General features: G+C 63.9%; 13 protein-coding genes and 2 pseudogenes. 3 read left to right on the forward strand and 12 right to left on the reverse strand.

The window, feature by feature from the left end:
- The first annotated feature begins 46 nt into the window (after positions 1–46).
- Both J1M64_RS20565 and J1M64_RS12605 read left to right on the forward strand, forming a co-directional pair.
- A complete protein-coding gene (locus J1M64_RS20565; RefSeq protein ID WP_206474338.1) occupies positions 47–811 on the forward strand; it encodes a hypothetical protein in 765 nt (254 codons plus the stop codon).
- 854 nt (positions 812–1,665) lie between these two features.
- A complete protein-coding gene (locus J1M64_RS12605; protein ID WP_206474339.1) occupies positions 1,666–2,106 on the forward strand; it encodes a hypothetical protein in 441 nt (146 codons plus the stop codon).
- 431 nt (positions 2,107–2,537) lie between these two features.
- Here the strand turns inward: J1M64_RS12605 and J1M64_RS12610 are convergent, their stop codons facing one another.
- The 12 genes and pseudogenes from J1M64_RS12610 to J1M64_RS20415 form a co-directional block, all read right to left on the reverse strand.
- Entirely contained in the window at positions 2,538–3,461 is a 924-nt protein-coding gene (locus J1M64_RS12610; RefSeq protein ID WP_307872437.1) for a DUF4185 domain-containing protein, read from the reverse strand.
- A gap of 9 nt (positions 3,462–3,470) precedes the next feature.
- Complete coding sequence (locus tag J1M64_RS12615; protein ID WP_006898359.1) at positions 3,471–4,238, reverse strand: ATP-binding protein; 768 nt, start codon at positions 4,236–4,238, stop codon at positions 3,471–3,473.
- Complete coding sequence (istA, locus tag J1M64_RS12620; protein ID WP_206474341.1) at positions 4,238–5,839, reverse strand: IS21 family transposase; 1,602 nt, start codon at positions 5,837–5,839, stop codon at positions 4,238–4,240. The genes J1M64_RS12615 and istA overlap by 1 nt, the downstream gene beginning before the upstream one ends.
- Positions 5,840–5,883: 44 nt before the next feature.
- Positions 5,884–6,477: a DUF4185 domain-containing protein gene (locus tag J1M64_RS12625; RefSeq protein ID WP_206474342.1), complete on the reverse strand. Its 594-nt coding sequence runs from the start codon at positions 6,475–6,477 to the stop codon at positions 5,884–5,886.
- 127 nt (positions 6,478–6,604) lie between these two features.
- Positions 6,605–6,985: a hypothetical protein gene (locus J1M64_RS12630; RefSeq protein ID WP_017838560.1), complete on the reverse strand. Its 381-nt coding sequence runs from the start codon at positions 6,983–6,985 to the stop codon at positions 6,605–6,607.
- Positions 6,986–7,470: 485 nt separating this feature from the next.
- Complete coding sequence (locus J1M64_RS12635) at positions 7,471–7,971, reverse strand: hypothetical protein (RefSeq protein ID WP_156523580.1); 501 nt, start codon at positions 7,969–7,971, stop codon at positions 7,471–7,473.
- A 191-nt stretch (positions 7,972–8,162) separates the two neighbouring features.
- Entirely contained in the window at positions 8,163–8,822 is a 660-nt protein-coding gene (locus J1M64_RS12640) for a hypothetical protein (RefSeq protein WP_156523581.1), read from the reverse strand.
- Positions 8,823–8,901: 79 nt separating this feature from the next.
- A complete protein-coding gene (locus J1M64_RS12645; protein WP_156523582.1) occupies positions 8,902–9,147 on the reverse strand; it encodes a hypothetical protein in 246 nt (81 codons plus the stop codon).
- Between the two features lie 6 nt (positions 9,148–9,153).
- Positions 9,154–9,432 (reverse strand): putative quinol monooxygenase, encoded by a 279-nt coding sequence (locus J1M64_RS12650; protein ID WP_082923921.1) that lies wholly within the window; start codon positions 9,430–9,432, stop codon positions 9,154–9,156.
- 85 nt (positions 9,433–9,517) lie between these two features.
- On the reverse strand, positions 9,518–10,294 hold the full coding sequence (locus tag J1M64_RS12655; protein ID WP_082923922.1) for a recombinase family protein: 777 nt from the start codon (positions 10,292–10,294) through the stop codon (positions 9,518–9,520).
- Positions 10,295–10,581: 287 nt separating this feature from the next.
- Entirely contained in the window at positions 10,582–10,911 is a 330-nt protein-coding gene (locus J1M64_RS20410) for a hypothetical protein (protein ID WP_307872450.1), read from the reverse strand.
- 133 nt (positions 10,912–11,044) lie between these two features.
- Positions 11,045–11,581: pseudogene (locus tag J1M64_RS20415) on the reverse strand (LLM class flavin-dependent oxidoreductase); the annotation flags it as partial.
- Positions 11,582–11,686: 105 nt separating this feature from the next.
- Here J1M64_RS20415 and J1M64_RS12665 point away from each other — a divergent pair.
- A pseudogene (locus J1M64_RS12665) lies at positions 11,687–11,924 on the forward strand (acyl-CoA dehydrogenase family protein); the annotation flags it as partial.

Consider the following 11,924-nt stretch of genomic DNA (forward strand, 5'->3'; position numbering starts at 1 on the left):
ACTCCGTTCGAGGATTCGGTAGAAGGTTGACTCGAAGGATCACACGGTGGCCGCTCTACATCCGTACACAACACGGAATCGCAGACGATCTCGGCCACCGAGTTACACCACTCTATGGGGCACTACTCTCGGTGGCCCGGGAGGGTTCCTCGGCCCGCCGACATCAGACGAACTCACCAACGCTGACGGCATCGGAAAGCGCACCTCATTCCAAGGCGACGCCACCATCTACTGGCACCCCGACACCGACGCCCACCCGGTCGGCGGCGCCATCGGAAGCAAATGGGCCCAATTCGGATACGACCCCGGACCACTCGGCTACCCGATCACCGACGAAATCACCAACCCCGACGGAATCGGGAAACGACAAGCATTCCAACACGACTCCAGCATCTACTGGCACCCCAACACAGGAGCCCACCAGATTGGCGGACAAATCGGCGCACGCTGGGGAGAACTCGAATGGGAAGCCAGCTACCTCGGATACCCCACGACCGACGAACTATCCACCCCGAACGGAGCAGCTCGTTTTAACCACTTCGAGAACGGGTCTGTCTATTGGGCTCAGCCAACTGGCGCGCACGACCTGACGAGAGAGATGATGGCGATTTGGGGAGCGTACGGATTCGAGACTGGACTGATGGGACTTCCTGCAGGAAACAACATCCCAGACTCCGACATTTCCGTACTAGCGCGGGGACAACAGGCGGCGCCAAGACTACGAATCCCTGGCGAACCACAAGAGCAGGTCTTCCAAAACGCAATCGGTCGATTCGGGACGGACGGAGAAGCATATGTACGAGGCAGGTAAAACCAAGCAAATTGGACGGAGAGCCCGCCTTCCTCTCGTCATCGCCTCGATAGCGGCACTCATTTTATCGGTGGCAGCGACAGGACCCGAAGCTATCGCCCAGACGTCCACCGAGGCTATACAACCAAGTGGGACAGTGGGCGATGAAGGCAACGTAACTCCGTCAGATCCCGATACGATAAACGAGGAACCACCACAAATGGTGGCAGCCGCTGCGCCTCCGTGGTCGTACACGGGAGAGCAAATGGCCACGAGCCGAATTGCTAGGTGTGACACTTGGAAAACGCCCCAAGGTGGAACATACTCATCCAGTATTCTCCGACGAGGGTACTGGTTCGATGGGGCAACGGGAGACCAACCGTTTGGCTACGATAAGGCACGGGGTAAGCACTGGGTATGGAACAGAAACATATGGAAGGCGACGGTAGGAAACGCGGGGGGCTGTAACGAGTCTCAGTCGAATCCCACCGCTGGAGTATTCACAAACTGGTTCGACCGCTTGACATGTCGTGTCATTAACTCAATTCCCGTCGATTGCAGTCAATGGGAAAGTAAGCGGGTTCGCTCTATCGAAGTGCGATCAACCACCCAGAACACCCCGCCTGGCAGCGAGATGCTAGGCAATCTCAGTATCTACTGTGAGAATACGCCGCCTAGCGACCAACTGTGTCCGATTTGGGTAGGCTACGCAGTCCCTCCACATCCTGACGATACTCCGCCACCGTACAACTAACTAGGTAACCCGTCGGGGCATCGCAGTTGAGCGATGCCCCGACACCGGCGTTGCCCAGGTTACGCTTTTGTGCGACAGATATTGAATCCTAAAGTTACCATTACATTAGAGCGGCAAAGTTATGAACCAAGACGGGCCAACCGAGAACCACTGGACTGACACGTTTTCAGAAAATGAGCACTCGCGGGCTTTTCCATTCATCACCCAATGCCATCGCGAATTGCAGTCGCGGTACTGCGACGACGCCAACCGAGATATGCCGTCGCGCTTCCTTTGTTACTTGCTGAACGAGATTCGCACTAACACATTAACCGAATGCTGGTGCGTAGGCGTACGCGACGCTGGAGTACTTGGCGATGGCAGCGCATGGATCAAATATATTTTTGGCGAATTGAAATTTGCTATTGCTCTTCGAATTGACGCCTCCGTTATCAAGGCGCACACCGACCACTTAGCGAGGTATGCAAGCGAACTTGCAGCTTTCACAATTGGAGAGCCGGGCATCAACTTGGCAAATTCAGAAATCGTGGACGGCACCTACTGGTTTAGGGTGGACAGATAGTTAACCGTTCTGTGTACGCTATTCAGGGCAGTTGGTGGGCAGTTCGGCGAGGGCGTCTGGGTATGCGCCGTGGCCGTTCAGGGCGAAGCCCGCGAGGCCAACGACGTCGCGGCGCCAGCGCAGGAGCCCGAGGAATAACGGCTCCCCTACTTGGTTGGCTGCGTGGCGGCTGGAGCGTGCTCGCCGACGGCGACTCCCCCATCCGTTCGGACTTGGGTCGGGGAACGCCGGAAACACGTAACGTTTCCTGTTCCCGGATGCTGTGGATCTGAGTGCGGTGACGACGGACGCAACGCTGGCATTGCTGCCGCCCAGAACTGCACCCGTTCTGGGCGGCCACTAATTGATCCGACAGACATTGCGGAAAAGCGACACCGCCCGGGACGCCCGGGCCAAGGGGCGCACCGCCGAGGAGTCCGCTCGAGAAGGGCCTACTCCGCGGTCATCGGGTCATAGTTTTCGTGATCGGCCGGGGTTGTGCGATCGTCCTCGAGTTCTCCTTGTAAGGCAGAGCGGAGCCAATCATGATCGACCTCGGCGTCGACTGCGTCCGCGAGAACCGCGACCTGCTCGGCCACGGGGAGCTGAGAGACGTCAGGCGCCAGGTCCCCCGTGTACTCCTCGGTCACGTGACTGGACTCGGAGGACAGGTTCTCGGTCGCTGCCCGCGCCGTCGGAGAGGAACTCAGGGAGCCGGACCCCCCACCGAAGAGGCTGACCTCCCATTGCCTCGTGCCGTAGTAGAGCGTCTGGCCATTCACCTGCGGCCACGCTGACAGCAGCATTTGCGCACGGCCCAAGTTGCTGTACGGATGGATCGCCGGCGCGTAAAGGGCTGGCTGCTCGACTCCGGTGACCTGAATGGCGGGCATCGTCCATAGGCCTTCCGGGCGAGGAGCGGTCCGGGTGACGGCGCCAAGGATGCCGTCGCAGTACGAGAGCACGACTCGTCCGTCGATGACTTGAGCGGAGAGCTCGCCGATGGCGTTGTTAGGAACCGTGGGGGTGAGGATCGGGGTCGTGAAACCACCGCGGCGCCATGCCCATGTTCCGCCGCCGTCTCGACCCCAGAACTCATAGGTTGAACGGTTCCACATGCTGCGCCAGTCCACGCGCACGAGATGGATGCCGCCGCCGTTCCAACGGCCCTCGTTGGTGCCGTAGATGTAAACCCAAGGTTCGCCGGGGAGCATGAGCATCGTGTTGTTCTGGAAGTGACTCCACTCCCCCACGTTAGGGAAGTCGAAGTTCTCGCGATTGATGGCAGATAGGGCTTGTCGGTACCGCGGGTCCGGCGAGTTGGTACTGCTGTTCCGGCGACCCGGAACCGGCCCGCGCGTGAGGCGGGCCGGCACCGTCGGGGGTTACTCCCAGTAGCCGGTGGTGGCTCGGGCTTGGTCGTCGCGTTGGCGTCGCATGTCGACTTCGCCGAGGTTGATCTCGCGGGCGTTGTTGGCCAGCCGGTTGACGATGGAGTCGGCGGCGACCCTGTCGGGTAGTGCCTCGAGCCAGTACGCCGGTCGGGATTGTGAGGCGATCATCGTCGGCAGCCGGTGCTCTCGGTTTGCCAGCACGGCGAACAAGTCGTTGGCGGCTTCGGGATCGATGCCCACGGTGAGGAAGTCGTCGATGATCAGCAGCTCCACGTCCGAGAGGTCGTTGAGCATCTTCTGGTGGCGGATCCCGTCGCCGCGGGCGATGACCAGCCGCCGGGCGAGTTCGTCCATGCGGGCGTAGGTGACGGTGTGCCCGTTCTGGCAGGCGGCGATCCCGATCGCGCAGGCCAGGTAGGTTTTTCCGCCGCCGGTCGGTGAGAGGACCAGCAGGTTGGTGGGGTCTTGCCTCCAGTGGTGTCCGGCGTAGCGTTTCATCCGCACCGGGGTGATCCCGCGTCCTTCCTGGTAGTTGATCTCGGCGATCGAGGCCTGCGGGATGGGGAACTTGGCGGCGCGGATCAGCTTGTCGATCCGGTGGGCTTGGCGCTGGTCCAGGGCGTCGTCGACGGCGGTGAGGAAGATCTGCTCCGGGGTGAGCTCGTCGTTGGCCTCGTCGCTGATCAGCTCCTCGAACCGGGTCGCCACGTGGGTGATGCGCAGGTTGCGGAACTTCTGGTGATCGATCTCGGTGAACATCACACGCCCTCCCCGCTGCGGCCGCGCGCATAGTGATCGGCCGACCGGACTTGAATCGCACCGTCGTCTCGGGCCCCGGCCGGTGGCGGGGGCTTTCGTGTGGCCGCCGCCGGCACCACGGGCCGGGGCGCTTTGCCATCGGAGTCGATGGTGGCCATGACGCGTTTGAGCACGCTGTAACTGCCAGCGCTGTTCTGGTTGAGCAGCACTTGGCAGGCCGCCTCGAGCCGCTGGCGACTTCTCTTGCCGAGAGTCTCGAGGATGTTCTGGCAGTCCAGATAGCCCTGCGCCTCGATCACGTGACGATCCAGGATCTGGGCGATCACCTGCTCGGTGGCGGGGCCGAACCCGCGGGCACGGTCGGTGAACCACTGCCGTGACCACAGCCCGTCGATACCCTGGTGCGCCTTGGGGGCGTGGGCGAGCACGGTGGAGTACTGGCCTTTGCGGCCGTGGCGCCGTGGGTGCTCGCAGACGACCTGGTCACCGTCGAAGATCGTCACCGACTGCGCGGTCAGCCGGACCCGCAGCAGCTGACCGGCGAAGGTGTACGGCACCGAGTAGTACTGCGACTCGCAGGACACGTGATAGTTCCGCCCGACCTTGAGCTGCTTCCATTCCACCGTGGCGAACCCGTCGTCGGGCAGGGCCGCCAGCAGCGGCACCTCATCGGACTCGAACCGCTCCCACCGTGTCGTACCGTCAGCCCGGCGAATCTGGGTGTTGATCTCCGCGACCCGTTCGTCGATCGCCGCGTTCAGGGCCTCGACGGTGGTCCACACCTCCTCGGCGAGGTAACCGATGACGCGTTTGTTGACCACCTCCACGGCTGACTCCACGGCTGCCTTGTCGCGGGGTTTTCGGACCCTCGCCGGCACGATAGCGGTGCCGTAATGGTCGGCCAGCTGCTGGTAGCGGACGTTGACAGCCCTGGCCGCCTCGCCCTGCTTCTGCCGATGAGTGGCGGTGGTCGGGTTGTCGGGCACCACCATCTGCGGTGTGCCGCCGAAGAACGTGAACGCCGCGACGTGGGCGTCGATCCAGGACGGGGACTTCATGTCCGTGAAGCCGCGGCAGAACACCGCACCGGAATACGGCAGGACGGCCACGAACAAGTACAGCTTGGTGACCTCCCCGGTGACGGCGTCGAGGACCTCGAGGGTGTCGCCGGCCCAGTCGACCAGCATCGTTCTGCCGGGTTCGTGATGCAGCGTCGCCACGACATCCTTGATGCGGGCGTGCTCGGCGAACAGGGCACAGTACTGCGAGTACCCGTACTTTTTCCCGGCCCCGGCGGGGTCGGCGAGGTACTTGCCCCAGGCCTGCTGGATGGTGAAGTGCCGGTTGAACTTCATCGACGCCATCACCCGATCAAAGTCCGGCTTGGTGTAGTCCTCCGAGACGCGTTTTCGCCCATCGGGGAACATCCCGGCGATCTCGGCCGGGTTCATCGACGACGCCTGGCCGGCGGTGATGCCGTACGCGGTGATCGTCTTCTTCACCGCCGCGATCTCCCGGCGCGAGCACCCGACGGCGGCGACGATCTCGCTGTAGCTATGCCCGGCCAGCGCCAACGTCATGATGGCCTTGTAATCGGCCACATCAGCCTCCTCAAATAGGAAGAAGCGGCGCCGAGTGCGTCGCCTCACCCCGAGCAGACCACCCCGGCGGGCCCGAGGAGTACCGAGTCGTCGGAATCGAAGTACCGGATCGCCGGACTAGGCGTACCCACTGGTCCTATCTGCCAATTGACCTCCAGATCCCACGTGCGTTCCCAGTTCTCGGCGTGGGCTTCGGTCGAGGTCCACATGCGCGAGTGGAAGGTCGCCCAGCTCCCGCCGGGCGAGATCGGATCCCAGGACCGGATCGCGAAAGTTGTCATCATGTACCGGCCGTCGGGCAGGTGGATCAGGTCGTTCGGAATGTTGGTGAAGCCGTCCGGGAGCTCGCCAGCATGGACCGTTCCGCGGTGCTGATAGTTGATCATCTCTTTGGCGTAGGCGCCGCCGATGGCGTTGTCCCACCGGATGCCGTTCTCAATGTCTGGGTTGGACTGGCGAAACCCGACTGGAGACCTCCAGCCGCTGCCGCCGACGTGGTCGACGAAGGTGTCGCCGAAGATCGTGATCGTGTACCCGTGGTTGGTGATCGCCGGGAACCCGAGATCGGTTGCTGAGGCGCCCCAACGCCCAGTTTCGTTCGGGCCTGTCAGCTCTTTGACCAGTCGTGCCATCGTCATGCCTCCTGTGTCGAGAAGTCGCCTTGGCGACGAAGTGAGCAACGTCAGTTTGCGTCGTTCACATCCACCGTGCCATGCGGGTACGACACGAAACTGAACGATTAGTTCACGAAGGAGGTGAATCTCGTTAGAGTCCGGGGATCATGCCCGGGTACAGGAAGACGTTGGACGCTGGAGTAGACGATCCAAGGCCCAGAATGGGGCGCAGCTTGTGTGGGTTCCCGGCTTGGTCGGCCTGCCAGCAGTTGTCGTACCCGCGGAACCCGGTACACACGATCTTCGTGGTCGTGCCAAACGGCGAGATGATTCTCGGCAGGCCGATGAAGGGATTGTAGAACTCCAGACGGTCAGGGGTGAGCGCAAAGCTGGTCACGTCGACTGGCCGGACGGGAGATCCCTGCCCGGGATCAACGGGCCAGGCGTCCTGAGCGTTCGCTTGTCCCACACCGACAAGCATTGATGCAGTGGCCAATGTGACGGCGGCGAGCGTGGCAAGGGTGCGGCGCATAATCAATTCCTTGCTGGGAGGGACGGTCTCAACCCGGTTATCGTCGCAGAAGTCGTATGCGTTAACAACGGAGCAAGCTGGCGTTCTCAGGCGCTCAGCGCTACTGGGAACTTGAGGGTGCACCCATCCAGGTGAACCGGTGACCGGTCGGATGGCCAGTTGCACCGCCTCAGGCCTGAAAGCGTAGGTGCCACTCGATGGCGTCGCCCACCACCAGAGTCGTGACGTGGCCGTCCTCGGCCACGAACCGGACGCTGACTCGGGAAAGTGGAGCATCGGACATGCGCCGAGCGTAGCCGCGCCAACGTGCACTTCTCGAAGAGAGCCGTGCCCCCAACATCTCCACCGGCGGGCGTCTCCTCTCTCTCCCCCGCCCCCGATTCCTAAGAACTGCGTAGGCCGTCCCAGTTCCTTGGTTGTGGGACGGAGACTGTCGACCCGCAGTTTCGGTTTGTGAGTCGCAACGCGCTACACATCGTGCTTGTTCACGAAGACCAGGTGCGCCGCCGAGAGAGAAGGTCCGGGTTGATGACGCGGACCGCTTGAATCAGAGCGATGCCCAGTAGTCCGTAGATCCACACGGAGTACGACCACGGGCTGTGGGTAACCATGCTGACGCGGGGGTCGTCCCTGGTCCAGTAGGTGCAGCGAACCCCGGCGGGGAGCAGTTCGTACCCATGGGACCAGTTGAGGTTGGTGTGAAATGTGCTGACCTGTTCCTGCGGGGGAAGCCGTTCGGGAGGAAAGCCGTCCGGCACGTGACCGTCGCGAAGGGCGCAGGTATAGCCGGGGTAGTCGTTGTAGTCGTCACTGCCGGCGAAGCCGAGGAACGCGATCGCTCCGCAAATCGACAGCACTGCAGAGACAGCGGCTGCACTTCGTCTGGCACCTCGCCCGGTCGCCTTGAAGGAAACCCAGACGGTGAAAATCCAGATCGCAAGCGACAGGGCTACCGGAGGCAGTAGCGGAATCAGGAATGCCTCCACGGGTACCTCCTAGTTGTCGCACTGTGCGGGATCGGGACAGGTACGCGTGTCAGTCGGTGGCTGCCGACGAGTTCCCCATCGCAAGACCCCTCGATTGCGGCGCTCAGTGGCGGGGTTCTGCCAGGACTGACTGGCAGCCCGGTGTCATGCTGCAGCACCTACCGCGAGCGAAAATCCCAGCGTCGCCACAGCTAGGACTGCGGGAGGTCGCGGATCAGCGGGACTACTTCCCACTGGATGTCGCTTCGCACCTCCTCGACCAGATCCGGCCTAGTCGAGTAGACCTCAATCCATCCTGTCTCCGGTTGAACCTCGAGGAACAGCGTCTCGTCGTCGGACCACAAGAAGGATGGTTCGGGGTAGAGGAACGGGTCCGTAAGAGCGGCGGTCGAGGCCGATACCAGCTGGTAGTCGTAGTCGCTGCCATAAGCGCTGTCGTCCACGATTTTGATGATGCGCGTGTCCTCGGGGTCTCCGATTGGATCACCCCACACCGTCCAGATCGCCGCCTTCCACTCCTGACAAGACGCGGTGCGAGAAAAGCGCTGCACGATCTCGATGGCAGGGCCCGCGCTGCACCCGACGAAACGATCCACATCCGTCGCTTGCTCCGGGGAGGTGGCGCTGTCGATCATCGCCGTCAATCCGCGGCGGGGCGGATACTGCGCACCCACCCACTCAGCAACCTCACGCCATGAACACCAACCGGCCACGTCACGGCCCGCACGGAGCGTGATCGGACACAGGATCCGCACCCCGTGCGGAAAGAGTTCTCGAACCGCGCTCACGGTCCGCGCCTCGAGCAACGCTGCGATGCGCCCCTCGACTCCGCATGGCACCCATCCGGTCACGCCGGTAATCCCCCTCCGGTCGACCGCGCGCCAGTGAGCGCCGATTCGTACTTACGCAGGACAGCCGGCGTCGCGCTGCTCACCGCGAGGTCGCCCGCCTGGCGTCGACTGCCCGGTGGAGGGCCCAGATGATCAGCCCCACGACGGGCAGGAGGAACGCCACCATGAACCATAGGAACGTCTCGGGCCACGGCGCTGCGCGGCGCCGTTCAGCGACGACGATCGCGACCGGGATCAGCAACCACACCAGGCCGGCGAGGAGCCATACGACGTCAAAGGCCAGCGGAATCACTGCATCCGCACTGTCTGCGGCGAAAGTAGTCATGCCGAGTCAGAGCCCCGTGATGCAGTAGTCGCGCTCAATACCTGCTGTCACTATCCCCCACTCACTGCCGCGAACCCGCTCCTGATGCCTGCGGAACGAAGCGGCGTCGTCGAAGACCTCCTCGACGCCCCACACCAGACGATCCTCGGTCCGGGTCACCGAGAATGACCTGCAGCCCTGCTCAGCTCGCGTCAACTCAACATGACATGGCAAGTGGGTGTCGACAAGAGCGGCTTCGCGTTCGTCGCGACACACCAATCGACCCTTCAGATGAACTTCGGTCACAAGTCCAGTATCGGCTACCCCTCAAGCGGCACGCCCTTGAACAGCGCAACGGGCCGACCATCAGCGGTCACGGTGCGCGGCGCTGTCACGGTGCGCGGCGCTGGAGGGCGCGATACAGGGTGGAGCGGCCTACCCCGAGATCTCGAGCGATCGCTGACGGCCCCTCCCCTGCCTCCACGCGGGCTCGGGCTTTACCGATCTGTTCGTCGGTCAGCACGCGTTTGCGTCCCCTGTATTTGCCTTTCGCTTTGGCGATGGCAATGCCCTCGGCTTGGCGTTCACGGATGATGGCCCGCTCGAACTCGGCGAACGCCCCGAGCAGCGAAAGCATCAGGTCTGCTCGTGGATCCTGGGCGCCGGCGGCGTAAGTGGCGCGTTCGTGGACGAACTCCACGCTCGCGCCTTTGGCGGTGATCTCGCCAACGATCTGCTTAAGATCCACGAGGGAGCGAGCGAGTCGGTCCATCGATGCAACGACGAGCTCGTCACCGTCCCGCAGGTACCTGATGCACTCAGCGAGCTTCACCCGGTCCGCGCGAGAGCGTGCGGACTGCTTTTCTATATAGACCTGATCGCACTCCCCAACCGCCTCGAGCTGACGCGCCTCATTCTGATCCGCGGCCGACACCCGCACGTACGCCACCCGCTGCCCACGAGGCCGCGAGGACCGGCGAGCCGGCTTCCGGGCCGGCCCCGATTCTCCCTCGACGATATTCTCCGAGTCCGTGGACTCGACTCGGATTGACCAGTCCAGCTCGTCCCGGCGACGGAACCTGGTACGCACGCTCCCGCGGCTGACGATGAGCACCTCCTCGCCACCGTCACCCGAGCGATTGAGCAACATCCCGATTCGATCAGCCATCGAAAGAGCCTTTCGTCCGGAATCTGTACCACTACACACTAGACCCGAAGGGACGGCGTTTCATAACTCTAGAAACCACCTTGTGACACAGCGACGATGGCGGACTCGTGCTCGTCCCCCTGGGGTGTACTCGACAAACCACATTGCTGCTAAGGAGTACTGGGGAGATCTACGAGCGTCGCCAGCGGTCAGTGGCGAGGATCAACCGGCTCTCCAAAAAACAGAGACTGACAAGCCCCTCTGGCAACCGACGCGTCTCCAGTCGGCAAAACCTGTCGGGCCAGGCGTCAGCCGAGCAGCCCCTCGGCCGCGATCCGCCAGTCCTCCACCGGCGGCGTCAGCACGTTCTCGCCGAGCACCTGCACCAGCACGGTCGAGGCCCCTGCGTCCAGGTGCTCCTGCACCCGCGCCCGCGTCGCCTCGACCCCGCGGGTGACCATCGCATGCTTGAGCCGATCGCTGCCCCCGCGCACGTAGTCCGACTCGTCGAACCCCTGCCGGGTCCACGAGTTCCGATAGTTCGGCAGGCCCGTATAGACGTTGAGGTGATCGTGGGCCCGCGACCGCCACACCTCGTCGTCGTCGACCCCCTCGGCCACCACCGCGGCGTGCTCCACGACCAGGGCCGGCCCGTCGTCGGCGGTCCCGCCGAGGATCTCGCGCGCCCGCGCGGTGTGCTCGGGCAGGGTCAGGTAAGGGGCGGGCGCCGGCGGTGCGGTCGCGCGACAACTCGAGCATCTTGGGGCCGAGCGCGGCGAGCACGACCGGCGGCATGGTGTCCTCGCCCGCCGCCATGGGCTGAGTCCGGTCGAGCGCGTCGAGGTACTCGCGCATCGCCGACAGCGGCCGGCCGTAGTGGTGGCCGCGGTGGCGCTCGACCAGCGGCGCGTGCGAGACGCCGAGGCCCAGGACGAACCGGCCCGGGTGCATCGCCTCGATCGTGCGGGCGGCCGCCCCCGCCGCCGAGGCGTCGCGGCCGTAGATGTTGGCGATGCCGGTGCCGATCGCCATCCGGCGCGTGGCGCCCAGGTACAGCTGCGCGGCGGTGAAGGCCTCCCGGCCGACGGCCTCGCCGAACCACAGCGAGCCCCAGCCCTGGTCGTCGAGTTCACCGAGCACGTCGGGGATCGCCGCCGGCGTCAGTCCCTCCAGCGAGCCGGTCCACAGGCCGATCCGGCCGAGCTGCTCGCGACCTGCGGGGCGGTGGCGGGTTCGGTGGGATGCACTGTCCTGGAGGGCACTCATGTCCCCGAGTGTGCCCGACCCCGTCGTCGCCGGGCCGGCCATTCGCCGCAAACGGCCGCGGCCGTCGACCCGGTCGCGACACACTGAGCTGACACGTGTTGCAGTGACACGCGGCACACCCCCGGGCACCGAGGAGACGAGACGCCGATGTACGAGTGGTCCGAGACCGACCTGATGATCCGCGACGCCGTGCGCGGCTTCATCGCCAAGGAGATCCGCCCCCAGCTCGACGCCCTGGAGAGCGGTGAGATCCCGCCCTACCCGATCATCCGGAAGCTGTTCGCCGAGTTCGGCATCGACGCCATGGCCCGGGACGGGGTCGAGAAGATGCTGGCGAAGGAGCGGGCGCGCGAGACCGTAGGCGCGGCCGCCGGGGGCGGGACCG

It is taken from the genome of Dietzia sp. KRD202 (assembly GCF_017168155.1).
Taxonomy (GTDB): domain Bacteria; phylum Actinomycetota; class Actinomycetes; order Mycobacteriales; family Mycobacteriaceae; genus Dietzia; species Dietzia kunjamensis.